At 56.2% G+C, this 25,800-nt stretch carries 23 protein-coding genes; 14 read left to right on the top strand and 9 right to left on the bottom strand.

Annotated elements, in window-relative coordinates:
* Positions 1 to 11: 11 nt before the first annotated feature.
* The 3 genes from C8N45_RS05905 to C8N45_RS05890 form a co-directional block, all read right to left on the bottom strand.
* Entirely contained in the window at positions 12 to 1,427 is a 1,416-nt protein-coding gene (locus C8N45_RS05905) for a serine/threonine protein kinase (protein WP_245882568.1), read from the bottom strand.
* Positions 1,428 to 1,706: 279 nt separating this feature from the next.
* Complete coding sequence (gene hemH / locus C8N45_RS05895) at positions 1,707 to 2,792, bottom strand: ferrochelatase (RefSeq protein WP_108385319.1); 1,086 nt, start codon at positions 2,790 to 2,792, stop codon at positions 1,707 to 1,709.
* A gap of 50 nt (positions 2,793 to 2,842) precedes the next feature.
* On the bottom strand, positions 2,843 to 3,670 hold the full coding sequence (locus C8N45_RS05890; protein ID WP_108385742.1) for a methyltransferase domain-containing protein: 828 nt from the start codon (positions 3,668 to 3,670) through the stop codon (positions 2,843 to 2,845).
* Between the two features lie 22 nt (positions 3,671 to 3,692).
* Here C8N45_RS05890 and C8N45_RS05885 point away from each other — a divergent pair, with 22 nt between their 5' ends.
* Genes C8N45_RS05885 through C8N45_RS05870 form a run of 4 tightly spaced genes read left to right on the top strand, consistent with a single transcriptional unit; the run spans position 3,693 to position 5,971 of the window.
* Entirely contained in the window at positions 3,693 to 4,415 is a 723-nt protein-coding gene (locus tag C8N45_RS05885; protein ID WP_108385318.1) for a double zinc ribbon domain-containing protein, read from the top strand.
* Between the two features lie 31 nt (positions 4,416 to 4,446).
* Complete coding sequence (gene grxC / locus C8N45_RS05880) at positions 4,447 to 4,704, top strand: glutaredoxin 3 (protein ID WP_108385317.1); 258 nt, start codon at positions 4,447 to 4,449, stop codon at positions 4,702 to 4,704.
* Entirely contained in the window at positions 4,701 to 5,528 is an 828-nt protein-coding gene (locus C8N45_RS05875; RefSeq protein WP_108385316.1) for a carbon-nitrogen hydrolase family protein, read from the top strand. The genes grxC and C8N45_RS05875 overlap by 4 nt, the downstream gene beginning before the upstream one ends.
* On the top strand, positions 5,528 to 5,971 hold the full coding sequence (locus tag C8N45_RS05870) for a MarR family winged helix-turn-helix transcriptional regulator (protein ID WP_108385315.1): 444 nt from the start codon (positions 5,528 to 5,530) through the stop codon (positions 5,969 to 5,971). Before C8N45_RS05875 ends, C8N45_RS05870 begins: the two co-directional genes overlap by 1 nt.
* Here the strand turns inward: C8N45_RS05870 and ubiG are convergent.
* On the bottom strand, positions 5,968 to 6,717 hold the full coding sequence (ubiG, locus tag C8N45_RS05865; RefSeq protein WP_108385314.1) for a bifunctional 2-polyprenyl-6-hydroxyphenol methylase/3-demethylubiquinol 3-O-methyltransferase UbiG: 750 nt from the start codon (positions 6,715 to 6,717) through the stop codon (positions 5,968 to 5,970). The two genes, C8N45_RS05870 and ubiG, sit on opposite strands and share 4 nt — an antisense overlap.
* 51 nt (positions 6,718 to 6,768) lie before the next feature.
* Here ubiG and pip point away from each other — a divergent pair, with 51 nt between their 5' ends.
* The 10 genes from pip to C8N45_RS05815 all read left to right on the top strand — a co-directional run bounded on the left by pip (position 6,769) and on the right by C8N45_RS05815 (position 20,724).
* On the top strand, positions 6,769 to 7,764 hold the full coding sequence (gene pip / locus C8N45_RS05860; RefSeq protein WP_108385313.1) for a prolyl aminopeptidase: 996 nt from the start codon (positions 6,769 to 6,771) through the stop codon (positions 7,762 to 7,764).
* A gap of 59 nt (positions 7,765 to 7,823) precedes the next feature.
* Complete coding sequence (locus C8N45_RS05855; RefSeq protein WP_108385312.1) at positions 7,824 to 8,816, top strand: ABC transporter permease; 993 nt, start codon at positions 7,824 to 7,826, stop codon at positions 8,814 to 8,816.
* Positions 8,813 to 10,009, top strand: coding sequence for an ABC transporter permease (locus C8N45_RS05850; RefSeq protein ID WP_108385311.1), 1,197 nt, complete (start codon positions 8,813 to 8,815; stop codon positions 10,007 to 10,009). Before C8N45_RS05855 ends, C8N45_RS05850 begins: the two co-directional genes overlap by 4 nt.
* Positions 10,006 to 11,655: an ABC transporter ATP-binding protein gene (locus C8N45_RS05845; protein ID WP_108385310.1), complete on the top strand. Its 1,650-nt coding sequence runs from the start codon at positions 10,006 to 10,008 to the stop codon at positions 11,653 to 11,655. Before C8N45_RS05850 ends, C8N45_RS05845 begins: the two co-directional genes overlap by 4 nt.
* A gap of 74 nt (positions 11,656 to 11,729) precedes the next feature.
* Entirely contained in the window at positions 11,730 to 13,271 is a 1,542-nt protein-coding gene (locus C8N45_RS05840) for an ABC transporter substrate-binding protein (protein WP_108385309.1), read from the top strand.
* Between the two features lie 657 nt (positions 13,272 to 13,928).
* Positions 13,929 to 14,498, top strand: coding sequence for a ribosome maturation factor RimP (gene rimP / locus C8N45_RS05835; RefSeq protein WP_108385741.1), 570 nt, complete (start codon positions 13,929 to 13,931; stop codon positions 14,496 to 14,498).
* Between the two features lie 97 nt (positions 14,499 to 14,595).
* Complete coding sequence (gene nusA, locus C8N45_RS05830) at positions 14,596 to 16,206, top strand: transcription termination factor NusA (protein WP_108385308.1); 1,611 nt, start codon at positions 14,596 to 14,598, stop codon at positions 16,204 to 16,206.
* A gap of 25 nt (positions 16,207 to 16,231) precedes the next feature.
* Positions 16,232 to 16,864 (top strand): RNA-binding protein, encoded by a 633-nt coding sequence (locus C8N45_RS05825; RefSeq protein WP_108385307.1) that lies wholly within the window; start codon positions 16,232 to 16,234, stop codon positions 16,862 to 16,864.
* On the top strand, positions 16,861 to 19,353 hold the full coding sequence (gene infB / locus C8N45_RS05820) for a translation initiation factor IF-2 (RefSeq protein WP_108385306.1): 2,493 nt from the start codon (positions 16,861 to 16,863) through the stop codon (positions 19,351 to 19,353). Before C8N45_RS05825 ends, infB begins: the two co-directional genes overlap by 4 nt.
* Before the next feature lie 294 nt (positions 19,354 to 19,647).
* On the top strand, positions 19,648 to 20,724 hold the full coding sequence (locus C8N45_RS05815; RefSeq protein ID WP_108385305.1) for a glutathione S-transferase family protein: 1,077 nt from the start codon (positions 19,648 to 19,650) through the stop codon (positions 20,722 to 20,724).
* A gap of 155 nt (positions 20,725 to 20,879) precedes the next feature.
* On the opposite strand, the gene C8N45_RS05810 is transcribed toward C8N45_RS05815, so the two are convergent.
* The 5 genes from C8N45_RS05810 to C8N45_RS05790 are packed head-to-tail and all read right to left on the bottom strand — an operon-like array spanning position 20,880 to position 25,696.
* Complete coding sequence (locus tag C8N45_RS05810; RefSeq protein ID WP_108385304.1) at positions 20,880 to 22,118, bottom strand: saccharopine dehydrogenase family protein; 1,239 nt, start codon at positions 22,116 to 22,118, stop codon at positions 20,880 to 20,882.
* An 18-nt stretch (positions 22,119 to 22,136) separates the two neighbouring features.
* The gene (locus C8N45_RS05805) at positions 22,137 to 23,231 is read right to left on the bottom strand and encodes a carboxynorspermidine decarboxylase (protein WP_108385303.1); all 1,095 of its coding nucleotides are present in this window, start codon (positions 23,229 to 23,231) and stop codon (positions 22,137 to 22,139) included.
* Between the two features lie 6 nt (positions 23,232 to 23,237).
* The gene (gene mutT, locus C8N45_RS05800; RefSeq protein WP_108385302.1) at positions 23,238 to 23,636 is read right to left on the bottom strand and encodes an 8-oxo-dGTP diphosphatase MutT; all 399 of its coding nucleotides are present in this window, start codon (positions 23,634 to 23,636) and stop codon (positions 23,238 to 23,240) included.
* The gene (gene argJ / locus C8N45_RS05795) at positions 23,633 to 24,847 is read right to left on the bottom strand and encodes a bifunctional glutamate N-acetyltransferase/amino-acid acetyltransferase ArgJ (RefSeq protein WP_108385301.1); all 1,215 of its coding nucleotides are present in this window, start codon (positions 24,845 to 24,847) and stop codon (positions 23,633 to 23,635) included. Before argJ ends, mutT begins: the two co-directional genes overlap by 4 nt.
* 6 nt (positions 24,848 to 24,853) lie before the next feature.
* Positions 24,854 to 25,696: a peptidylprolyl isomerase gene (locus C8N45_RS05790; protein ID WP_108385300.1), complete on the bottom strand. Its 843-nt coding sequence runs from the start codon at positions 25,694 to 25,696 to the stop codon at positions 24,854 to 24,856.
* Positions 25,697 to 25,800: the final 104 nt, after the last annotated feature.

Here is a 25,800-nt window from a genome sequence, read left to right as displayed (position 1 = left end):
TCGCAAACCATTTATTGAAACAGGGTTTTAGCCGTCAACACTAGCTGGCTTGGGTCACCGCCAACAACCGACAACGCCAGAATCAGTACAAGCCAACTGGCACGGATTTTGGTGATCCGGCTGCGCAGCTTTTCACGAAGTCGGACCGGCATAGGACCCGGATCATTTGCAATGTAGACCGAATCATACTCTTTCGCGCTGACAGCATCATCAGCCTGCAGAAGCAGCGTGCCATTATTGTTCGTGACAGGTTCTTCTGATTCTTCATTGAATTCCCGGACCCAGTCCGGGATCGAAAATGATGGTTCGGCTTTGGGTGCTGGTGGCTTTGGCGGTGCAGGTGCCTCGGCAGACTTGAGCACATATTCGTTTGTCTCCGAAATCAAACGCGTCAACTCTTTATCAAGGTCGTTGAACGGTTTCAGGACAAGCTGTTCTTTTCGGTCCTCGCTGGTATCAATCATCGCAATCCAGTTGGCAGCGGATTGCAGGCGTTCCCTTGGCAGAACGCGCATCGCCTTATCTATCGCGGCCAGGAATTCGCGGGGATAAGCATCAAAACGGCCAGCAAGCGGAACGCAAGGGTCCTGGCTGCCGCTGGCGACTTCGGCCATGCGGGTTTGGCTGTTCGGCGGAACTTCTCCAGAGATCACATGATAGAAAGTCGCGGCAAGCGCATAAAGATCACTAGAGGGCGTTTGTTTTCCGCCCGCAAAATAGAATTCTTGCGGCGAATAGCCGTCTTTGACAATCAAAACGGCTGACATGGCGCGGGTTTCGCGACTGGCTTCTTCGCGGGCTGCACCAAAGTCGATCAGAACCGGGCTGCCCCACTTGTCCAGCAGGATGTTATCCGGTGAAATATCGCGGTGAAGCAGGTCCTGCTTGTGAACAAGGTCCACGGCATCAAGGATCTTGACCAGAATATTCTGGACCTGCGTCGGGGTCAGCGCATTTGGATCGTTTGTGATAATTTCCAGCAGATCACGGCCATCGATCAGATCAAGCGCCATGTATGCCGTGTCGTTGTCTTCGAAAACGCGGTGAACGCCGATGATGTTCGGATGGCGCATTTTCGCAATGCTACGCGCCTCACGCATGAACATATCAACGATGGAGCGATATTTATCGTGGTTCGCGGTGGATCTGACCAGAACCGATTTCCCGGACCGGTGGCAGAAAACTTCGGGGAAGCATTCCTTGATCACGACGTCACGATCAAGATAGTTATCCTTGGCAAGGTAGGTGATGCCGAAACCGCCGTTTCCGATGCGATTGGTAATCGTGAACTGGTCGCCAAGCAGCAACGTCCCATCAGCAAGGGCCTCGTTCCTCTCTTCCTGAGTGTCGTCTTCGAGGTCTAAAAGATGGGCCGCTTCCATGTTACACCAAGGTCTAGCGCCAACGAGGACGCGTTGAAAATTCATCACCTCCTAGATGCTTTGTGAATGTGGTCCATTTGGGGCCAACTTGGGGAATGTTGGCGTTTTTTGAATGCGGAATTGATCAAAATATTCGCAGGTTGGGCAGAGCTTGCCCCCACGAAACATGGACATTTATGTCGAAAAAAGCCGAATTATCGCTTTGCCACATTTGGGCGGATTTCCGCGCAGACCACCGCGAAATAATTATTGAACTGTGCCAATAGCCATCACGATTCTCCAAGTATCTGGTGACCAGAGCCTCCAGAAATCCGCCGTTTCGCCCTAGGACAGCCAACCTTTCAGGTTTCTGTCAATGACCCCGGAAAGCGCATCGATATGCGCCGGATCGTCATTCAGGCAGGGGATATAGGTGAAATGCTCTCCACCCGCCTCTTCGAAGCTTTCCTTGATCTCTTCGTTGATTTCTTCCAACGTTTCGATGCAATCAGCCGAGAATGCAGGCGCGCAGACAGCAATATTCTTGACGCCGTCCTCCTCTGCCAAGCGCGCGACTTCTTCGACGGTATAGGGTTTGAGCCACTCTTCCGGCCCGAAACGGGACTGGAATGTCGTAACGATTTGCGTGTCGTCCCAGCCCAGCCGTTCTTTCAAAAGGCGCGTCGTTTTCTGGCACTGGCAATGGTACGGATCACCCTCGCGCAGGTAGCGTTCCGGCACACCGTGGTAAGAACAAACCAGTTTTTCCGGTTTGGTTTCGGCATCCGCATAGGCCCTTTCGATGGATTGAGCGAGCGCATCAATATAGGCGGGTTCCTGAAAATAGGGTTCGACGATCCGTGCGATCGGTTGCCATTTTTCTTCCATTAATGCCCGAAAGAACTGGTCATTCGCAGTGGCGGATGTCGCACCGGCATAGTGCGGATAAAGCGGGAAGAAGAGGATTTTGGTGCATCCCGCCTCGACCATTTCGCGCACCTTGGATTTGGTCGACGGGTTGCCATAGCGCATACAGAAATCAACGCGCACGTCATCGCCATATTGCTTGATCATCTGTGCCTTGATCGCCGCCGTCTGTTTTTTCGTGATCGTCAGCAGCGGGCTTTCGTTGTCTTCTTCATTCCAGATCGATTTGTAGGCGGCACCTGATGAAAAGGGCCGCTTGGTCAGGATGATCAGCTGCAACAGCGGCTGCCAGATCCATGCCGAATAATCCACGACCCGTTTGTCGGACAGGAATTCGTTCAGATAGCGCCGCATCGACCAATAGTCTGTGGCATCAGGCGTGCCAAGGTTGGCCAAAAGAATACCCACCCGCGCAGGTTTGACCGGTGGGTGGTCCTTGCCCGCATGAACAGGACAAACGGCGGGCCGTTCAGTATTTTCGTTTTGCGCGTCGAACATTGTCATGTCCTTTCATACCGACATTAACGAGAGACTTAAATCGGATAGTATCTTCGTCAATTTTCATCATCCCGTGGCAGTGGATTTTCTGTTGCGTTCAGGGCCTCGGCCAATCGTGTCGTTGCGCTGCCGGGCCGCAAGGGTTGGGGCTGGTCGTCCGAGGGTGCCCAGCCTGTCAATGTGATCATTTCAAACGTTGCATCGACCCGGTTGTCTGCATTTCGGAAGTTTTCCGCATAGATACAGGCTGCTTCCGTCAGGACGTTGCGCCGCGTTGCATGCCTGATCCGGCCGACAAGAGCATTGTTTTCACCCATCTTGCGCAGGTCATGCATCAGGTGAAACGCGTTGACATAGCTGGCGGTCATTGGAGTGCTATCGGCCACCGGCATGGCAAATCCCGCCCGTTGCAGCAGTGCGCCCACATCCCTGATTTCGCCCATGGGTGCAATCCGGGGGGACAAGCCGCCTGTGACCTGTGCTTCAGCTTCGGCCAGTGATGCCCGCAGTTCGTGCAGCGTCTGCCCGCCCAGAAAGACGCAAAGCAACAGCCCGTCTTTTTTCAAACCGTGTCGACATTGCACCAATTGCCCAACGGGGTCATTCGCCCAATGCAGGGCCATCGCATGCAGCACGAGGTCATATGCCCCCGGTTCCAGCGCCAGCACGTCTTCGTCGCTGATGATGGTCGCATCGGGGTAGTGTTGTCGCCAGAAAGCTGGAAAACCTGTCACAATTGCTATGGCGGTAAAGGTTCTATTAACCTCGGTCAGTCTTTCATGAAATTCGTCGGCCACAGCATCATGCAGGAACAATGCATCTGCTTGTGCGCGTTTGCGATTCCGCGCAAGTGCGGTCCGGTCTGTTAGCTGCGGCGTGGTCATGCCGCCCATCTAGGGTGTATTCATGCGATTGCAAAGTGTCATTCGGGCGATCTACCCCGCGCAATGCGTTGCCTGTGATGCGCAAACCGAGGCAGAGTTCGGCCTCTGTGGCCCCTGCTGGCGCGAAACGCAGTTTATTGGCGGCACGATCTGCGACACATGTGGCACGCCTTTGCCCGGTGACGATGATGGCGATATATTGCAGTGCGATGATTGCATGACGATTGCCCGCCCATGGGATCGGGGGCGCGCGGCCCTTATTTATGCGGGCATCGGGCGTACGCTTGTGTTGCGGCTGAAACATTCGGACCGGACCGAACTGGCACGACCCGCCGCATTGTGGATGGCAAAAGTCGCCCGTGATCTCATGCGCAAGGATACGATATTGGTCCCCGTTCCGCTGCATTGGACCCGTCTGGCACGCCGTCGTTATAATCAGGCCGCCTTGCTTGTGCATGCGCTGGGCCGCGAGGTGGGCGCACCGGTCTGTGCGGATGCGTTGTTGCGCACGCGCAAGACAAAGCCCCTTGAAGGACACAGCCGACATGCCCGGTTTGAAGCGCTTGCTGACGCGATCATGCCTAATCCGAAACGACAAAGCGTGATCGCGGGCAAACCTGTTTTGCTGATTGACGATGTCATGACGTCCGGGGCGACTTTGGCTGCGGGCACGACCGCCGCACTGGCTGCTGGTGCCAGCAATGTGTCAATTGTTACTCTGGCGCGCGTGGTCAAAAGTGCCTAAGTGATATCGTGTCGCGCAAAGGACAAGCTTTATGACCCAGATCGAGATTTATACGAAACCCACATGCGGCTTTTGCTTTATGGCAAAGCGGATACTGCAATCAAAAGGTGTCAGCTTTGCAGAGGTGAACATCTCTGCCCAGCCGGAGCGCCGCGCCGAAATGATCCAGCGGGCCAACGGCGGCAGCACGGTTCCGCAGATTTTTATTGGCGGACAACATATCGGTGGCTGCGATGATCTGATGGCCCTTGATCGGGGCGGCAAGCTGGATGCCCTTTTGGCGGCATGAAAACGGCGCTGATCCAACTCAATTCCGGCGATGATCCAATTGCCAATATGCGCACCACCAGCGATCTGATTGATCAGGCCGTGGCGCAGGGGGCAGGATTTGTAGCGACGCCCGAGGTCACGAATTGTCTGTCCGTCAGTCGCAGCCGTCAGCAAGAGGTGCTGACCCTCGAACAGGACGACCCGACCCTTGCGGGCCTGCGCGGGATGGCCGCATCACATGGGATCTGGCTGTCGATCGGATCGCTTGCGCTGAAAACCGATGATCCCGACGGACGGTTCGCCAACCGGTCATTCCTCATTGATCCCAAAGGGCAGATCGTCGGCCGGTATGACAAGATCCATATGTTTGATGTGGATGTGTCAGCAACCGAAAGCTTCCGCGAGTCGGCGGCATACCGTCCGGGTGACAGGGCCGTTACAGCGCAGACGGATTTTGCCAAAATCGGGCTCAGCGTCTGCTATGACCTGCGGTTTGCATACCTCTACCGCGCGTTGGCCCAAGCTGGTGCCGAAGTGCTGTTGGTGCCTGCCGCATTTTCCCCCGTCACCGGAGCCGCCCATTGGGAGCCGCTTTTGCGCGCTCGCGCGATTGAGACGGGCTGTTATGTCCTGGCCGCTGCACAAACGGGTCTTCATCAAACTGGTGAAAAATCACGCAAAACCTATGGGCATAGTATGGCAATTTCGCCTTGGGGTGAGGTTTTGACAGAGTTGGGGACCGATCCGGGCATTGCGTTGGTTGATATTGATCGGGCAGAGGTGTCTAAAAGTCGCAAACGTATTGCGGCCCTTTCCCATGACCGCCCTTTCAAAGGTCCTTGATGTCCGACACATCCAACAACCTTGCTGTATCGCTTTTTAGCGAAATTCTGGTTGTGGATCAGTTGGCGCGGGCGAATGTGGCGCGCGTCCTGCCTAAGGGGATGGAACTTTCGCATTTTTCGGTTCTGAATCATCTGGCCCATGCGGGCACCGAACGGTCGCCTGCGCAACTGGCCAAGACATTTCATCTGACCCGTGGCGCGATGACCAACACCCTGCGCAAGTTGGAATGGGCAGGATGGATACATGTCCGCCCCGATTGGGATGACGCCCGCCGCAAGATGGTGGCCATCAGCCCGGCGGGTCTGGCTGCACGCAATGCTGCGCTGGCGGCAATTGCCCCTGTGATTGCGGATGTTGTGACAAAGGTCGGCGAAGAACAGGTGCGTACCGCCCTGCCTGTCCTGCGCGCGATGCGCCGCAAGCTCAGCGAGGAACCCTAGTCAGCGGCGGGTTTTGTGGCTGCGGTGACGTAGTTCACGGACAGGTCCCTGTCAGAAATCGACCAGGTGAACCGGGCAAAGTTAAACACAAACCCCTTGCGGTCGACGGGCGTCATGCCGGACTTTTCCAAAAGCCCGAAGAGTTCGTCAGGCGTGATGAACTTGGACCATTCATGGGTGCCCTTTGGCAGCCAGCGCATCACCCATTCGGCCCCGACAATCGCCATCGCAAAGCTTTTGGGGTTGCGGTTGATGGTTGAACAGATGTGAACACCACCCGGCTTCATGAGGGCGCAACAGGCGTTCAAATAGCCTTGGGGGTCGTCCACATGTTCGACGACTTCCATATTCAGTACAGCGTCAAATTGTTCTCCAGCCTCTGCCAGCGCCTCTGCCGTGGTGTGGCGATAATCTATGTCGAGACCCGATTGTTCTGCATGCAGGCGCGCGACCGGAATGTTGCGTTCCGCTGCATCAGCGCCAACAACGGTTGCCCCAAGCCGCGCCATCGGTTCGCACAAAAGCCCGCCACCGCAGCCGATGTCGAGGATTCGCAGGCCTTTGAATGGCAAATCATCCTGCAAATTCCGCCCGAATTCAGCGGCGATCTGTCGGGTGATATAGTCCAGCCGCACCGGATTCATCATGTGAAGCGGTTTGAACTTTCCGTTCAAATCCCACCATTCAGCGGCCATGGCTTCGAATTTGGCGATTTCGGCCGGGTTAACGGTATTTGTCGCAGACATTTGTGGCTCCGCATTATGGTCAGCAGTTGTCAGACGCGATATAGGGTGATTATGGACAAAGTCGTAGGACAAAAGCGCCCAGGTGCGCATCTTTATCACCCGATTGATCCCTATGATCAACGTATGCTGAGCGTGGGTGACGCGCACAGTATCTATGTTGAACAGTGCGGCAATCCTGAAGGAATCCCTGTTGTTGTTCTGCATGGTGGACCGGGCGGCGGCTGTAGCCCGGCGATGCGACGCTATTTTGACCCTAATATCTATCGGATCATTCTGTTTGATCAGCGCGGTTGTGGGCGATCCAAACCGCACGCAAGTGTTGAGGAAAACACGACGTGGCATCTTGTCGCTGATATTGAGTTGATCCGTGAGACATTGGGAATTGAGCGCTGGGCGGTCTTTGGCGGGTCGTGGGGTGCGACCTTGGCATTGATTTACGCGCAGGCCCATGCGGACCGCGTGGCGGGCTTGGTTTTGCGCGGGGTGTTCCTGATGACCCAGCCGGAACTGGATTGGTTCTATGGTGGGGGTGCGGGTAAATTCTGGCCCGATCTGTGGCAACGATTTGCGGACCTTATTCCTGCCGACGAACAGGATGATTTTATCGCGGCTTATCATCGGCGGCTATTCTCGGGTGATCTGATGCAGGAAACGCGCTATGCCCGCGCATGGGCTTCGTGGGAAAATGCGCTTGCGTCGATCGACAGTGACGGTGTGACGGGCGAAAGCCCTGCGGATTATGCCCGCGCCTTTTCGCGGCTAGAAAACCACTATTTTTATCATAGTGGTTTTCTGTCCGAGGATCAGCAGATTTTGAACCCGACCCGGATGGCCAAGATTGCTGATATTCCGGGTGTCATCGTGCAAGGGCGCTATGACATGATCTGCCCGCCGACATCGGCTTATCAGCTGTCAAAACAATGGCCAAAATCCCGGCTCACCTTCATCGGGCGGGCGGGTCATGCACTCTCTGAACCGGGTATCAGCGCAGAGCTGGTCAGCACGATGGACAGGATGGGCGCACAACGCGACCTTCTGGGGCTTTAGGGTTTACAGCAGGGGTCCAGTCGTTAAGCTTACAGCCAACTAACGGGGAACATGTAGTATTGGGCAATGTCCTAACGATTATTTTGCAGCGCCTTGCGCTGGGTCTGCTCACATTGCTGATCGTTTCGATCGTGATTTTTGTGGCGGTGAACTTGCTGCCGGGTGATTTCGCGCAGAATATTCTGGGTCAAGGGGCCACCGAAGAGGCAGTTGCATCTATTCGCCGGGACCTAGGGTTGGATCAACCGATGCTCAGCCGCTACTTTGGCTGGCTTGCCGGTGTTTTGCAGGGTGATTTTGGGTCCAGCTTTGCGCAAATGAACTTTGCAAGCTTCAGCGGGACAACATCGGGGGCCACAACTGTCGCCGAGCAGATCGCCCCGCGTTTTGCCAATACCATGTTCCTTGCCATGGTGACTGCCATTATCGCCGTACCTGTTGCCATTACCCTTGGTGTTCTGGCTGCACTTTACCGCAACACGGTATTTGACAGGGTGGCGAACATCACCACCCTGTCGTCGATTTCCAGTCCCGAATTCTTTCTTGCCTATATCCTGATCCTGTTTCTGGCGGTGCTGAACCCCATCCTGCCGTCGCTGTCGAACATCTATGAAGGCATGGCGTTCAGTGAACGTCTGGAAAAGTCGCTGTTGCCTGCGCTGACCCTGACCCTTGTCGTCACGGCACATATGATGCGGATGACGCGTGCTGCGATCATTAACCTTCTGGCCAGTCCCTATATCGAAATGGCCCGGCTCAAAGGTTTGTCGCCGATGCGGGTGATCGTGAAGCATGCGCTGCCCAATGCTCTGGCCCCGATTATCAATGTGATCGCGCTGAACCTCGCTTATTTGATCACCGGCGTCGTCGTGGTCGAAGTGGTGTTTGTCTACCCCGGTATTGGCCAGCTCTTCGTGGATAGCGTGAAAATTCGTGACATCCCGGTTGTGCAAGCCTGCTGCCTGATCTTTGCGGCAGCCTATATTCTGCTCAATCTGACGGCAGATATCATGTCGATCCTGTCGAACCCAAGGTTGAGGCACCCCAAATGATCTGGCTTATCGGTGCTCTTGTTGTCATGGCTGGCCTTGCGTGGGGGTTCCGTTTTGCGGGACAGGCTGCGACGGGTAACGCGCCAAAGTTCCGCGATATGCCTTACGGTGTTGCCTACGGCTATGTTCTGGGGGCTGCGGTTTTGCTATGGCTGATCTGGGCCTATATGCAAGGGCGCAGCGATGATCTGGCGATTGCGAACAAGTTCTTTTTCCTGCGGATCGCGATTGAAGGGTTCATCATCTTTGCCATTGCGGCGTGGCTTTTCCGTATCCTTGGCCGGACGGTTGGCACCGCATGGAGCAAGAAGATGTTCCGCTCGATGCCGCTGACTGCCGCTTTTGGCATTTTGACGATCCTCATTTATGCGATCCTTGCGATCTTTGCAGGTGTCTTTGCCCCCTACGGACAGGAACAGATCATTCCCGGTGTGGCTGCCAACATCGTGCCGGGCGGTGATCCTGCGCTGGGGGGCAATCCCGACTTTCCTCTGGGTACCGACCAAATCGGGCGCGATATCATGAGCCGCCTGATCTATGGTGCGCAAAACACGGTAGGCATCGCCTTTGCAACAACGCTGTTGGCCTTTCTGCTGGGGGGGTCGTTCGGGTTTCTGGCGGCCACGCTGGGTGGCTGGCTCGACCAGCTTTTGTCGCGCATTGTTGACGTGCTGATGGCGATTCCGTCGCTGATTTTCGCCTTGCTGCTGATGACCATTGCCAGCGTCTGGGCACCACAGCTTGGTATCCCCCTGACCGTTTTCATGGTTGTGATTATTGCCGTTATCGACAGCACCCGCGTTTACCGTCTGGCCCGCGCGGTAGGTCAAAACATCGTGGTGATGGACTATATCGAAGCGGCAAAATTGCGCGGCGAAGGGTTGGGCTATCTGGTGTTCAAGGAAATCCTGCCTAACGCGACCGCCCCGTTACTTGCGGAATTCGGGCTGCGCTTTTGCTTTGTTTTCCTGACCATCGCGGCCCTGTCGTTCCTTGGGGTCGGTATCCAGCCGCCGCTGGCTGACTGGGGCACGATGGTGCGTGATCTGGGCGGCTTTGTGAACTATGCGCAGTTTGCGCCCTTGGCAGCGACGGCGCCGCTCTTGGCGGCGGGCGCGATTGCCCTGCTGACTGTTGCCGTGAACTTTGTGGTCGACTGGATGCTGCAAAAATCATCGGGGTTGAAAGAATGAGCGAGTCACCACTGGTCAAAATTCGCGGCATTAAGCTGGAAGGCCGCAGCGATGAAAAATGGAACCCGATCATCAACGGGATTGATCTGACCCTTGCGCGTGGCGAGGTGCTTGGGCTGATCGGTGAATCCGGTGCGGGCAAATCCACCCTTGGCCTTGCCGCAATGGGATATACCCGCGACGGTGTGCGGATCAGTGATGGCACGGTTGAATTCGACGGCATTGACCTGCTCAAGGCATCAGCCGCTGTCAAACGTGGTTTGCTGGGCAAGCGCATCGCCTATGTGGCGCAATCGGCGGCGGCCAGCTTTAACCCGGCCCACAAATTGATGGATCAGCATGTCGAAGGTCCGGTGCAGCATGGTGTCATGAGCCGGAGCGAAAGCGAAGCGGACGCGATCGAGCTTTATCGCAAGCTGCGCTTGCCTAACCCCGAAGAGATCGGCTTTCGCTATCCTCATCAGGTGTCCGGTGGCCAGTTGCAGCGCGCGATGACGGCGATGGCGATGTCCTGCCGCCCTGATCTGATTATCTTTGATGAACCAACGACCGCGCTTGACGTCACTACGCAGATTGAAGTGCTCGCGTCGATCCGAGATATCGTCGAACAGTTCAACACTGCCGCCATTTACATCACCCATGACCTTGCTGTCGTGGCGCAAATGGCGGACCGTATCAAAGTGCTGCTGAAAGGCGACGAAGTCGAAACGGCTGACACCCGCACGATGCTGTCGGCCCCAACGCAGGACTATACCAAATCACTGTGGGCGGTGCGCAGTTTCGAGCGCCCGAACAAACCGGCGGTGCAGACCGGCTCGGTCCCCGTCATCAGCGTGCAGAATGTCGATGCGGCCTATGGGAAGGTGCCGGTGTTGTACGATGTCAGCTTTGACATGCACAGCGGGCGGACCGTGGCTGTAGTGGGCGAAAGCGGATCTGGCAAATCAACGACTGCGCGTTGCATCACAGGACTTTTGCCGCCGACTGCGGGCCAAATCCTGCTGGACGGCGAGGTACTGCCGCCGGACTATCGCAAGCGCAGCAAAGATCAGTTGCGCCAGGTCCAGATGATCTATCAGATGGCTGACACCGCGTTGAACCCGCGCATGTCGATTGGCCAGATCATAGCGCGACCCGTACAGTTCTACCTTGGGCTCACGGGTGCGGAAAAGCGGCGGAAAGTCGATGCCCTGCTTGAGCAGATCGAACTGGAGCCGTCGGAATATTACAATCGCCTGCCCTCCGAATTGTCGGGCGGACAAAAACAGCGGATCGGAATCGCGCGCGCACTTGCTGCCGAGCCAAAATTCATCATCTGCGACGAAGTCACGTCTGCGCTTGATCAGCTTGTCGCGGAAGGCATTCTGCGACTGCTTGCCCGGTTGCAGGATGAACTGTCGCTTTCCTATATGTTCATCACCCATGACCTTGCGACCGTCAAAGCGATCGCAGACGAGGTTGTTGTGATGAAAGATGGCCGCGTGGTCGAACAAGGAGGCAAGGTTGAAATGTTCAAGCCACCGCACCATGCCTATACAGACCTTTTGCTGTCGTCGGTGCCGGAAATGGACCCGGACTGGCTGACCAATCTGTTGGCCCAACGCGGAGTTGATAACATCGGTGATGCAGCAGTTGATAAGATGTGAAACGAATCACCCATCGGGGTGGCAAAACATACGGCTGGGGACAGCCCGACAAAGATAACTAGGGAGACGGACTTATGAACGGAATTAGTAGACGCGGTCTATTGAAATCAGGCGTTGCCGCCGGTGTGCTGGGTGTAACCGGCCTGCCTCTGCGCGCGCAATCGCGCGGCGGCAAGTTTACCGCTGGCCTGAGCGGCGCCAACACAACCGATAGCTGGGACGGCCGGACACATTCCGACGTTTTCATGATTGCGGCAGCGCTGGGCGGCGTGTTCGACGCATTGACAGAGGTCGCAGCCGACGGCTCGCTGCAGGGTGAACTCGCTGAAAGCTGGGAAGCCAGTGCCGATGCAAAGGTCTGGACCTTCAACCTGCGGCAAGGTGTGACCTTCCATAACGGCAAAGCGTTCGGTGCGGACGACGTAATCGAATCCCTGCAACTGCACGTCGCCGAAGGCTCGAAATCAGCCGCGCAGCCGCTGGTTGCCGCGATCAAAGAGATGAAGAAACTGGGTGAGCATCAGGTTGAGTTCACGCTTGAAGCAGGCAATGCTGACTTCCCTTACCTGATGTCCGACTATCACCTGCTGATCTATCCTGCCGGTCAGGTGGAAGAGGCCATTGCACAAGGGATCGGCACAGGTCTTTATCAGGTTGTTTCCTTTGACCCCGGCGTGCGTTTCGTGGGCACGCGTGTGGCCGACCATTACAAAGGCGAAAGTGCCGGCTTCTTTGACGAGGTTGAACTGATCGCGATCAACGACAATACGGCCCGGATGAATGCCCTGATGACCGGTCAGGTTGACGCGATCAACCGCATCGACTTCAAGGTTGAGGCGCTCTTGAAAGCCAACCCGAACGTCAATCTTCAGGAAGTGACAGGCAACCAGCACTATACATTTCCGATGCTGACCGGCAGTGCGCCATTTGACGACGTGAATGTGCGTCGGGCTCTGAAATACGGAATCAACCGGCAGGAAATGGTCGACAAGATCCTGTTGGGTCACGGCAAGGTCGGTAACGATTCACCGATTGGGCCTGCCAACCAATATTACAACGCCGAGATGGAGCAGCTGGCCTATGATCCAGACAAGGCAAAATTCTATCTCAAAGAGGCCGGGCTCGACAGCTTGTCCATTGATCTGTCAGCCTCAAATGCTGCATTCGAAGGTGCCGTTGACGCAGCACAACTTTACCAGGCTGCTGCTGCACCCTGCGGAATCGATATTAACGTGGTGCAGGAACCGGCCGATGGCTATTGGTCAAACGTCTGGTTGAAGAAACCCTTCTGTGCCTCCTATTGGACTGGCCGTGCAACGGAAGACTGGATGTTCTCATCCGCTTACGAGGCGGGTGTTCCTTGGAACGACAGTCAATGGGACAACGCACGATTCCAGGAGCTTCTGTATTCCGCCCGTGCCGAGTTGGATAGCGACAAGCGCCGTGAGCAATATTACGAAATGCAGCAGATTCTGCGCGATGACGGCGGCGTTATTATCCCAATGTTTGCCAACTTTGTTCAGGCGGTTGCCAGCCGGATTGCAACGCCTGATACGATTGGCAACACTGCGCAGATGGACAACAACCGTATGCTGGAACGCTGGTCCGTCGCATAAATCCGCTTTCTTGAGTTCAAGAAAACGCCCTGCCATCTGGCGGGGCGTTTTTGTTGGACTGCCCTGTGAGATCCTTGGTTTTCTGCGCCGGTCATTAAGTGCATATCGCAACTCCCCTGAACGGCCCGCCGCCGCAGGATCGCAGATGACTTCAACCTTTGGGCCACAAGTTGGTGTGCAGTCGCTCGAAACGCATTGGCTTTGCTGGCGATACCCCGAGTATAATCCCGATAGAGACGGATTTTAGAAAATAGGCACTCAAATTTGTCCTGTTCAATGTCAGTTCATTTTGTGTCTGTTATAAAAACGATGCTTCGTTGTTCTTTGCGTTATTAGCGTGTTCGAAGCATCGATCATTTTGCGGACAAGACATTCGAATAGGCCATTTCTGCCAAAGACTATGCACCCACGGGCAGAGCCGAACTCAAGTAATCGCCTATTTGATGAAAGAGTAATACTGGTACGAGTAGGGCGTCGCATTGATCGGATTAACTCGGGGCAAGCCGGTGGGGCGGCTTGCCTCTTGCAGACTCAGAACAGAGAGCGTATATGGCTCTCAATAGCGGCATCTTGGCTTCCACCCCCAAGACACCACCGGGAAACACCAACGGGCCGCGCGCCCGTTTTTTTGTGCCGCAAACAAGGCGGTTTTGAATGATGAATGATCTGATTGCCAAGGCGGCCATTGACCGCCGCATCGCCGAGATTATCACCCCTGTTGTCGAAGACATGGGGTTTGAAGTCGTGCGAGTCCGCATGATGAGCGGGAAAGAGACCATTCTGCAAATTATGGTCCAGCGTCCTGACGGGCAGATCGAGGTTGACGAATGTGCGCAAATCTCAACTGCGATCAGTGCTGTTCTCGATGTCGAAGACCCGATTTTGGATGTTTATAATCTTGAAGTGTCCAGCCCGGGCATCGACCGCCCGCTGACCCGCATGAAGGACTTTGACCAGTGGGCCGGTTTTGAAGCCAAGATCGAGACCGAGCAGCTGATCGACGGTCGCCGCCGCTTCAAAGGGGAATTGGCTGGTACGGAAGGTGACGAAGTGCTGATCAACATCGCCGAGGGGACCGTTGGGCTCAAGTTTGACTGGCTGTCAGATGCCAAACTGGTACTGACAGATGAACTGATCCGCGATGTGCTGCGCGGACGCAAGGACGCGGGCCAGATTGATGAGGCCCAGTTTGACGAGATCGAAACCATCATCGACGCCGACGAATAAGATCGCGCCCTTTCGGGCCTGACAAGATTAAGAATGCGCCCCTTCGGGCCGATAAGACCAAGAATGCGCCCCTTTGGGCCGACGAGGAGAATACCTAATGGCCATTACATCAGCCAACCAGCTTGAGCTGCTACAAACCGCAGAGGCAGTCGCCCGCGAAAAGATGATCGACCCCGGTCTGGTGGTCGAAGCGATGGAAGAATCGCTCGCCCGTGCGGCAAAGTCCAAGTATGGCGCTGAAATGGATATTCGCGTGTCCATCGACCGCAAGACGGGCAAGGCCACATTCACCCGCGTCCGCACCGTGGTCGAGGATGATGAGCTTGAAAACTATCAGGCCGAATTCACAGTTGAGCAGGCCAAGCAATATATGGAAAACCCCGAAGTCGGACAGACTTTGGTAGAGGAAGTTCCCCCGGTTGAACTGGGTCGAATCGCTGCCCAATCCGCCAAGCAGGTGATCTTGCAGAAAGTCCGTGAAGCAGAGCGGGACAAGCAGTACGAAGAATTCAAGGATCGCGCGGGCACCATCATCAACGCGCTGGTCAAGCGTGAAGAGTACGGCAACGTCATCGTTGATGTGGGCGCTGGCGAAGCCGTGTTGCGCCGCAATGAAAAGATCGGCCGCGAGGCGTACCGCCCCAACGACCGAATCCGTTGCTACATCAAGGAAGTGCGCCGCGAACAGCGTGGCCCGCAAATCTTCCTTAGCCGGACCGCGCCGGAATTTATGGCCGAGTTGTTCAAGATGGAGGTGCCGGAAATCTATGAAGGCATCATCGAGATCAAAGCCGTGGCCCGCGACCCGGGCTCACGCGCCAAGATTGCTGTCATCAGCTACGATAACTCGATTGACCCGGTTGGCGCATGCGTCGGTATGCGTGGGTCACGCGTGCAGGCAGTGGTAAACGAATTGCAGGGTGAAAAGATCGACATCATTCCATGGAATGAGGATATGCCGACGTTCCTTGTGAACGCTTTGCAGCCTGCGGAAGTGTCCAAAGTTGTTCTGGACGAAGAAGCCGGCAAGATCGAAGTTGTCGTCCCAGAAGAGCAGCTTTCACTGGCCATCGGTCGCCGCGGTCAGAACGTCCGTCTTGCGTCACAACTGACCGGCCTTGATATCGACATCATGACCGAGGAAGAGGAATCCAAACGCCGTCAGGCCGAATTTGAACTGCGCACCAAGCTGTTCATGGATACTCTTGATCTGGATGAATTCTTTGCACAGCTCTTGGTGTCCGAAGGGTTCACCAGCCTTGAAGAAGTCGCCTATGTCGAGCTGGGCGAATTGTTGGTCATCGAAGGCGTTGACGAGGAAACAGCTGGCGAATTGCAGGCCCGTGCCCGCGATTATCTGGATGCCAAGGCCAAGAAAGCCATGGAAGCCGCCATCGCTGCGGGTGTTGAGCAAAGCCTGATCGACTTCGAAGGGCTGACACCGGCCATGTTGGAAGCGCTGGGCAATGACGGCGTGAAAACGCTGGAAGATTTCGCCACATGCGCAGACTGGGAACTCGCCGGTGGCTGGACCACCGTGGATGGCGAGCGTGTCAAAGACGATGGCGTACTGGAACCCTTTGATGTGTCGCTTGAGGAAGCGCAGAACATGGTCATGACAGCACGCGTCATGCTTGGCTGGGTTGATCCCGCTGATCTTGAAGCTGACGAAGAAGATGCCCAAGTAGAAGAGGAAGCGGAGGCCTGATTTCAGGCCTTCGGGTTCGCAGCAGATGGCACGGGGCGGTCATAACAAAGAACGGGGTGATGCAGAACGCAAATGCATCGTTACGGGCGAAGTGCAGCCAAAGGCTGGGCTGATCCGTTTCGTCGTCGGTCCAGACGACAAAGTTTTTCCCGATGTCTTGGGCAAGTTGCCCGGACGCGGTATGTATGTGTCGGCGACGCGCGCGGCATTGGAATCGGCTCGTAAGGGGCAATTCTCGCGCAGTGCCAAAAAGCCGGTGCAAGTCCCCGATGGTCTGGCAGAAGAGGTGGAACGCCAACTCTTGCGCCATACCGTCGATCTGATCGCACTGACCCGCAAGTCGGGGCGTGCGGTTTGCGGATTTGAAAAGGTAAAGGGCTGGCTTGCCGGTGGTGAGCGGGTCCGGGTTTTGCTTCAGGCCTCTGACGGGTCGGAGCGGGGCAAAGCAAAATTATGGACGCCCGAAGGTGCCCGCTATTTCGGTTGCCTCACAGCTGCTGAATTAGGTTTGGCATTTGGGCGGCAAACTGTGATACATGGCGCGCTTGCCACTGGTGGACTCAGCAATCGTGTTGTAGAGGAAGCCACAAAGCTGCGCGGATTGCGTGAAGTGGACGGGGGCGATGCGGCCTCCGGGAAGGATATAGAAGCTAGATGAGCGATAACGACGGTAAAAAAACACTCGGCCTCGGAGGTTCGCGTCCAAGCAACGTGAAGCAAAGCTTTAGCCATGGGCGGACAAAAAACGTCGTGGTGGAAACCAAGCGCAAGCGCGTTGTGGTGCCCAAGCCGGGTGTGGCCAAGCCAACGGGTGGGACGTCGCCGCGTGTCGGTGATCCGTCCAAGCGGCCTGCGGGCATTTCGGATGTGGAACTTGAACGCCGCATGAAGGCGTTGGCGATGGCCAAGGCCCGCGAGGCAGAAGACAAAGCCAAGCGCGAAGCCGAAGAAAAAGCCAAGCAAGCGGAACGTGAAGCCCGCCGCGCCGAAATCGAAGCGAAAGAAGCCGAAGACCGTGCGCGTGAAGAACGCGCCAAGGCCAAGGCAGAGGAAGAAGAGCGCAAGCGCGCCGAGGAAGCAAAAGCCAAAGCAGCGGCTGCTGCTCCGGCGGCGGCACCTGAAGTTGCCGCAGTGCCCGGCGAAGCGGCTGTTACCCGCCCCACTGCTGCACCACGCAAGACGGACCGTGGTGCAGATGATCGTGACAAGGGCGGCAAGTCCAAGCCCGGTCGCGGTGGTGATGATGGACGACGCGCTGGCAAGCTGACATTGAATGATGCGGTCGCGGGCCGCGAAGGTGGCCGCCAGCGTTCAATGGCTGCGATGAAGCGCAAGCAGGACCGCGCCCGTGCCAAGGCAATGGGCGGCTCGGTCGAGCGCGAAAAGGTATTCCGCGAAGTGGCGTTGCCGGAGGCAATTACTGTTTCTGAACTCGCCAACCGGATGACTGAACGTGTGGCAGATGTGGTCAAGGCCCTGATGACAAACGGCATCATGGCGACCCAGAACCAGACGATTGACGCAGATACGGCTGAATTGATCATTGAGGAATTCGGGCACAAGGTTGTACGCGTGTCCGACGCGGATGTCGAAGATGTGCTTCAGGCTGTCGAAGACAAGCCCGAAGATATGCAACCGCGCCCACCGATCATCACGATCATGGGTCACGTTGACCATGGCAAGACGTCGCTGTTGGACGCGATCCGCAACGCCAAGGTTGTCGCAGGCGAAGCAGGCGGCATTACCCAGCATATCGGTGCCTACCAGGTCACAACCGACAGCGGTGCTGTCCTGACCTTCCTTGATACGCCCGGACACGCGGCATTTACGTCGATGCGGTCGCGCGGCGCGCAGGTTACGGATATCGTGGTGCTTGTGGTCGCAGCTGACGATGCGGTCATGCCGCAGACGATCGAAGCGATTAACCATGCGAAAGCTGCAGGCGTGCCGATGATCGTGGCGATCAACAAGATCGACAAGCCCGCCGCCAACCCTGACAAGGTCCGTACGGATCTACTGCAACATGAAGTGATCGTTGAGAAAATGTCAGGTGACGTGCAGGATGTCGAAGTCTCTGCCATCACTGGTAAGGGTCTTGATGATCTGCTGGAAGCGATTGCCCTGCAGTCCGAAATCCTTGAACTGAAAGCCAATCCGGATCGCGTTGCCGAAGGTGCCGTGATCGAGGCGCAGCTTGACGTGGGTCGCGGCCCTGTGGCTACGGTTCTGGTTCAAAAAGGGACATTGCGCCAAGGCGATATCTTTGTTGTCGGCGAACAGTACGGTAAGGTCCGTGCGCTCATCAACGACAAGGGCGAACGCGTCGAAGAAGCCGGTCCCGCTGTCCCGGTCGAGGTGCTTGGCCTGAACGGCACACCCGAAGCAGGTGACGTTCTGAACGTGGTCGATACTGACGCACGGGCCCGTGAAATCGCCGAATATCGCGAAAAAGCAGCCAAGGAAAAGCGTGCCGCCGCAGGTGCTGCCACGACGTTGGAACAGCTGATGGCAAATGCCAAGGCCGACGAAAACGTCAGCGAGTTGCCCATCGTTGTGAAGGCCGACGTGCAGGGGTCTGCCGAAGCGATCGTGCAAGCGATGGAGAAAATCGGCAACGATGAAGTCCGCGTGCGCGTCCTGCACTCTGGTGTGGGCGCGATCACGGAATCGGATATCGGGCTGGCCGAAGCTTCTGGCGCGCCTGTGTTTGGCTTTAACGTGCGTGCCAATGCAACAGCACGGAACACGGCCAACCAGAAGGGTATCGAGATTCGTTACTATTCTGTCATCTACGATCTTGTTGATGACGTGAAGAAAGCTGCCTCTGGCCTGTTGTCTGCCGAAATCCGCGAGAACTTCATCGGCTACGCGAACATCAAAGAGGTGTTCAAAGTATCAAATGTTGGCAAGGTCGCCGGTTGTCTTGTAACCGAAGGTGTTGCGCGCCGGTCGGCGGGCGTGCGTTTGCTGCGCGACAACGTGGTCATCCACGAAGGTACACTGAAAACGCTCAAGCGTTTCAAAGACGAAGTGCCCGAAGTGCAATCCGGTCAGGAATGCGGGATGGCGTTCGAGAACTACGATGACATCCGCCCCGGTGATGTGATCGAAATCTTCGAGCGCGAAGAGATCGAGCGGAACCTGTAAGTTCACCGCGATAGTATAGCGTTCATGAAAAGGGCGGTCCTCCGGGGCCGCCCTGCGCATTTGTGACGGCAACCAAATGGCCAATGGTCACTTCGAGCCCACCAAGGAAAAGATTTCAATTGTTGCGACCGCTGTTTTACGTATGCTTTGTTAACAGCGGTCGATTTCAGGCCAATCAATCAGCTCACTCGACAGATGTCTCGTGCGGCAAGTAAAGGGCGCGACCGACACTCTGGCAAGCCGTGATGCGTGCCGCGGTACAGCAGGCTGAATGCATTGAGAGAGGGAACCCCATTGGCGCGGCAAGACACGATCAAGCTTCAAGGCATTCATGGCAGTCCCTACACTAGAAAAATGCTGGCGGTCCTGCGGTTTAGGCGTTTGCCATATCGTTTCATTGTCAATTGGCCGCAGAGCCCGGATGCGCCTGGAAATGGGGAGGGTCGCAGCGCCTTGCCGACCCCTAAAGTGCCGCTTCTTCCGACAGTCTATCTGAAAGATGAGGCAGGTGAGCTGCAAGCAGTCACAGATACCACACCGATCATTCGGCGCCTCGAAAGCCAGTTTCGGACGCGTAGCATCGTGCCGGACAATCCGGTGCTGGCCTTCCTGAACTACGTGTTGGAAGACTACGCCGACGAATGGTTAACGCGTTGTATGTTTCACTATCGCTGGCACTTCGCGGCAGACATCGAGAAAGCCGGTCGGGTCTTGCCACTCTACGTTCGGGTCAATCAGTCGCCCGAGATGCTGGACGCAGTGTCCGCCGCCTTCACGAGGCGGCAAGTCGATCGGCTTCATGTGGTGGGATCGAACGAGACGACAGCGCCGGTGATCGAAGCGAGCTATGTCCGTTTTTTGAAGCTTATGGAAAGCCACCTGCAAGCCCATCCATTCCTGTTGGGAGGTCGTCCGGCTTCAGCAGACTTTGCCATGATGGGACAGCTGACTTGTCTCACCCATTTTGACCCCACGCCGATGCGCCTGTGTGAGACACTCGCGCCACGCGTTTACGCCTGGGTCGAGCGGCTTGATGATCTCAGCGGCTATGAAGTGCAAGAACAGGGCTGGCTTGACGCCGGCGATGCGCTGCCCGAAACCCTGCTCGCTCTCCTTGGCGAAGTGGCTCGAACCCACATGCCCCAACTGATCGCCAACGGGCGCGCCGTGATCGGAAAGAATGAGACCTTCTCCACTCAAATTGATGGTTGCGATTGGGTCCAGCCAAGCTTTTCGTATCAATTGAAATGCCTGCGATGGACTCGGGAAGAGTTCCAATCGCTTTCCTCGAAAGACCAAGCCTCAGCTCGTGCGATCTTGGACAAGACAGGTTTGTCACGTTTGATCGATGCGCAACTCGCAACCGATTGAAGGGCCACTTTTTCCCGCGCAGCCGACCTCTGCCGAAAACCATGTGTGCGATACACGCCTACGTCGGCAGCTTCAGTTTGGAATTATCCCTGCATTGCTCGGTGCAAGGCGGCCAGACGCATGCGATTGCACGTGCGATATTTGCTCACCTGCTCCTACGCATTCCACGCCTGATCTTTGTCGCCTTGCCTGACGCGTGTTGGCAGCCCGATGTCATCAAGGATCGTAAAGAACGGTTTGGGGTCCAACTCTTCAACGTTTTTCATTGTCTTGCTGTCCCATGTGCCATCCGCAACCAGCAGTGCGGCGGCCACCGGCGGCACGCCTGCGGTGTATGAAATGCCCTGTGATCCGACCTCTTCATAGGCCTCTTTGTGGTCGGCAACATTGTAGACGAATACCTCGACCGGTTGGCCGTCTTTGGTCCCTTTGACCAGATCACCGATGCAGGTTTTGCCTGTATAATTCGGGGCGAGTGACGACGGGTCGGGCAGGCAGGCTTTGACAACTTTCAGGGGGATGACTTCTTGCCCCTCTGCGGTGGTGACGGGCTGTTCTGACAGCAGGCCAAGGTTTTGCAGCACAGTGAATACGTTGATGTAGTGATCACCGAACCCCATCCAGAACCGCACGTCGGCTTGCGGATAGTTCACGGCCAACGATTGCACTTCGTCGTGGCCGGACATGTAGGCCTTTTGCTTGCCGACGACAGGCAGGTCCCATTCGTGGCCCACTTCGAACATCTTGTTTTCCTGCCATGCTCCATTCTGCCAGGAATAAACCGTGCCGGTGAACTCACGGAAGTTGATCTCCGGGTCGAAGTTGGTCGCGAAATATTTGCCATGTGACCCTGCATTGATGTCCACGATATCAATCGAGGTGACTTCATCCATGAATTCATCAATCGCAAAGCGGGCAAAGGCATTCACAACGCCGGGGTCAAACCCTGCGCCAAGGATCGCGGTGATTCCCTTTTCGGTGCAAAGGTCGCGCTTTTTCCACTCGTAATTGGCGTACCACGGGGGCGTTTCACAAATTTTGTCGGGGACCTCGTGGATCGCGGTATCGATATAGGCCGCACCTGTTTCAATGCAGGCATCCAGCACGGTCATGTTCACGAAAGCAGAGCCGACATTAATGACAATTTCCGCACCGGTGGATTCAATCAACTCGGTAACAGCGGCTGTATCCATTGCATCCACTTGGTGCGCCTGCAAAACACCATCTTGCTTCATCGCAGATTTTGCATGCACAGAGGCGATGATCGCCTCGCATTTTGACAGGGTGCGGCTCGCAATATGAATGTCGCCCAAACGGTCATTATTCTGGGCGCATTTGTGCGCAACCACCTGTGCGACGCCGCCAGCGCCAATGATCAATACGTTCTTTTTCATCAGATTACCTCCGGATAGTCAGGAAAGTGCGGCGACAAAATCCGCATAGTCGAAATCACGCACCAGACGGGTGCTGCCGTCCAGTTCCTTGATGGCGATGGCTGGCATCTTGACGCCGTTGAACCAGTTTTTTTTCACCATCGTATAGCCGGCGGCGTCCTGAATGCTGAGTCGATCACCGGGTTGCAGTGCGGCGGGGAAGCGGAATTCGCCAAAGATATCACCCGCAAGGCAGGATTTGCCGCAGATCATCCATTCTTCTGGCCCGTCGTTGGGCAACAGCTTGGCGCTTTCGCGATAGATGAGCAGGTCAAGCATATGCGCTTCTATGGAACTATCGACGATGGCCAGATTTTTGCCGTTGAACAACGTATCCAGCACAGTCACTTCCAGCGTCGTTGAATTGGTGATTACCGCTTCACCCGGTTCAAGATAGACCTGTACGCTGAACTTGTCGGCAAACTGCCGAAGCCTGTCGGCGAGTTGGTCAAGCGGGTAGTCCGCGCCTGTGAAATGAATACCGCCACCAAGGCTGATCCAGTCCATCTGGTGAATAAACGCGCCAAAGCGGTCCTCGATCCCTGTCAGCATCTCGTCAAACCGGTCAAAGTCATCGTTTTCGCAGTTGTTGTGGAACATGAAGCCGCTGATCTGGTCCAGCACTTTGGCAATCGCATCCATGTCGCTTTCGCCCAAACGGCTGAATGGCCGCGACGGGTCAGCCAGGTCAAAATCCGAAGTGGACACACCGGGGTTGATCCGCAGACCACGCGTGTGGTTGCTGGTTTGCTGCGCAAAACGGTTCAGCTGCCCGACGCTGTTAAAAATGATCTTGTCCGAGTTTGCGATCACATCTGCCATTTCATGGTCAGCCCACGCCACGGAATAGGCGTGGGTTTCGCCGGGAAATTTTTCGCGGCCCAGCTTAACCTCGAACAGTGAACTGGAGGTGGTGCCATCCAGATAGTCACTGATCAGGTCGAACACCGACCATGTGGCAAAGCATTTCAGCGCGAGCAGTGCCTTTGCGCCGGATCGTTCCCGCAGATAAGCCACTTTTTCCAGATTGGGCAGCAGGCGGGACTTGTCGATAAGGTAGTAGGGTGTCTGCATGTATCGTTATAACCAGTCGCGGAGTATTGGTATCAGCGGAACATCTGCCGCAGGCATCGGATAGTCGCGTAGTTGTTGCGGGCGCACCCACTTCAACGCCTGTTGTTCGCGCGATTGCGGCGTTCCTTCCCACTTGCGGCAGGCAAACAGTGGCATCAGCAAGTGAAAATTATCATAAGAATGGCTGGCAAAGGTCAGCGGTGCCAGACAAGAGGCCCATGTATCGATGCCCAGTTCCTCTTGCAGTTCGCGGATCAGCGCTGCCTCGGGTGTTTCGCCTTGTTCCACCTTGCCACCCGGAAACTCCCAGAGGCCCGCCATGGATTTGCCTTCGGGCCGCTGCGCCAGCAGCACCCGCCCGTCAGAATCAATCAGGGCCACGGCAGAGACAAGAATAACTTTCATGAACGGTAATCTGCGTTGATCTCGATGTAGCGGCTGGTCAGGTCGCAGGTCCAAACGGTGCTTTTGCCTTCCCCCAATCCCATTTCAACTGTGATCGCCAATTCAGGCTGTTTCATATAGGCGGCACCGGCTTCTTCGGTATAGCTTTGTGCAATCCAGCCATCTTCTGCCACCAGAATATCACCAAACCGGATGCAAATCTTGTCGCGGTCGGCGATGGCACCTGACTTGCCGATCGCCATGACGACACGGCCCCAATTGGGGTCTTCGCCTGCTATCGCTGTTTTGACCAGTGGCGAATTGGCAATCGCCATTGCCACTTTTCGCGCGTCGTCATTGTCAGCGGCACCCGTGACGTTGACGGTCACAAATTTGGTGGCCCCTTCCCCGTCGCGTACAACCTGATGGGCCAAATCCAGCATGACGTCATGCAGGCCGGTCACGAACGCCGTGCTTTCGCTCACATCAACACCGGATGTCCCCGTCGCCCCCACAAGGAGCGTGTCAGAGGTCGATGTGTCGCTGTCGACGGTTATGCAGTTGAACGTCTCTTGGTTGAGCGCTGACACAATCCCCTGCAATCGTGGTTGCCCGATCAGCGCGTCGGTAAAGATATAGACCAGCATCGTGGCCATATCGGGCGCGATCATGCCGGAGCCTTTTGCGATCCCCGCAATCTTGACCGGTTTGCCATCTACATCGACTGTCACACCGGCACCTTTGGCAAAGGTATCGGTGGTCATGATCGCCTGTGCTGCGTCGGCAATCCCTGTTGGGGACAGGCTGGCGGTCAGTTCGTCCACTTTGGCGGTAATCCGATCATGCGGCAGCCTTTCTCCGATAACACCGGTCGAGGAGGTGAAAACGCGCTTTTGATCCACCCCGAGCGACCGCGATACAGCAGCGCAGATCGCCGCGACGCTGCCGTCACCGTGCTTGCCCGTAAAGGCGTTGGAATTGCCGGAATTCACGATGATCGCGGCGGGGCCGAACGGATCACCGCCCAGCTTTGCCTGACAATCCAGCACATTGGCAGACCGGGTCGCAGAGCGTGTAAACACGCCTGCCACCGCACTGCCGGGTACCAGGTCCACCAGCATGACGTCTTTGCGCCCTGCATAGCGGACGCCAGCCGCCAACGACGAGAAACGCACACCGTCAATCACCGGCAGGTCCGGAAACGCCGGTGGCGCAAGAGGAGATATTGCCATGCGCCTTTATTCCAGCAGTTCGATCATGTCGATCAGGTTGATGTCAAAATCATTGGGTCCGGGTTTGATGACAGTCGCGTTTGCGGCCAGTTCTTCCAGCTTGGCAGTGATTGCGACCTCTTGCAGTTCGGAGGCCAGTTCCTGACCCAGCTCTTCAATGGTGGGGCGCGGTTCTTCACGGACTTCGTTCAGTGTGGCGACGTGCCAGCCGAACTGCGTCTCAAACGGCTCTGAAACGGCGCCAATCTCAAGCGCGGTGATCGTAGTCTCGAACTCGGGTACCATGGCACCCGCGCCGAACCAGCCAAGGTTGCCGCCATTGGGGCCAGTGGGGCCGGTTGATACATCGCGGGCCACGTCAGCGAATGCCTGACCGCCGTCAATGCGGGTCTTGGCGGCGGCAGCTTCTTCCTGTGTGGCGACCAAAAGGTGCGATGCGTTGAACTGGGTGACAGCTTCGACATCTTCGAAACGGGCGTCATAGGCCGCCCGAACCGCCTCTTCGGTCACAGCTTCGGCTGAAAGCGCGTTGATGGTTTCACCGGCCAACAGCGACCGCTGTTCATTTTCGATTGTGAACCTGAGACCAGCCGGGGGGTTATCGGCGGCTTCGGCAAGCAATTGCTGCTGGATCAACTGCTCAACCAGCCCGTCAAAAAGCGCCTCGTTCGGAAACTGGTTGTACTGCGGGGGCAATTGGCTGCGCGCAATAATGATGTGGCCAACTGTGATTTCAGTATCGTTGACAGTGGCGACAACCGTGTCGGCTGTCAGTTCCTGCGCGAATGCGCTTGTCGAAAGCCCAAGGCCCAAGATAGCGGACCCCAAAATTGTAACATGTTTCAGCATTATACGTTCCCTTGATGCCTTGCGCGGGTGCGCGGCGTTGACACTGCATACACGGCCCCTTACATCCCTTGAATGCCTCGAGGGGGCCGAAGTTGCGCTCATAT

This window comes from Yoonia sediminilitoris (assembly GCF_003058085.1).
Classification (GTDB): domain Bacteria; phylum Pseudomonadota; class Alphaproteobacteria; order Rhodobacterales; family Rhodobacteraceae; genus Yoonia; species Yoonia sediminilitoris.
This window is presented reverse-complemented; position numbering and strand designations above follow the sequence as displayed.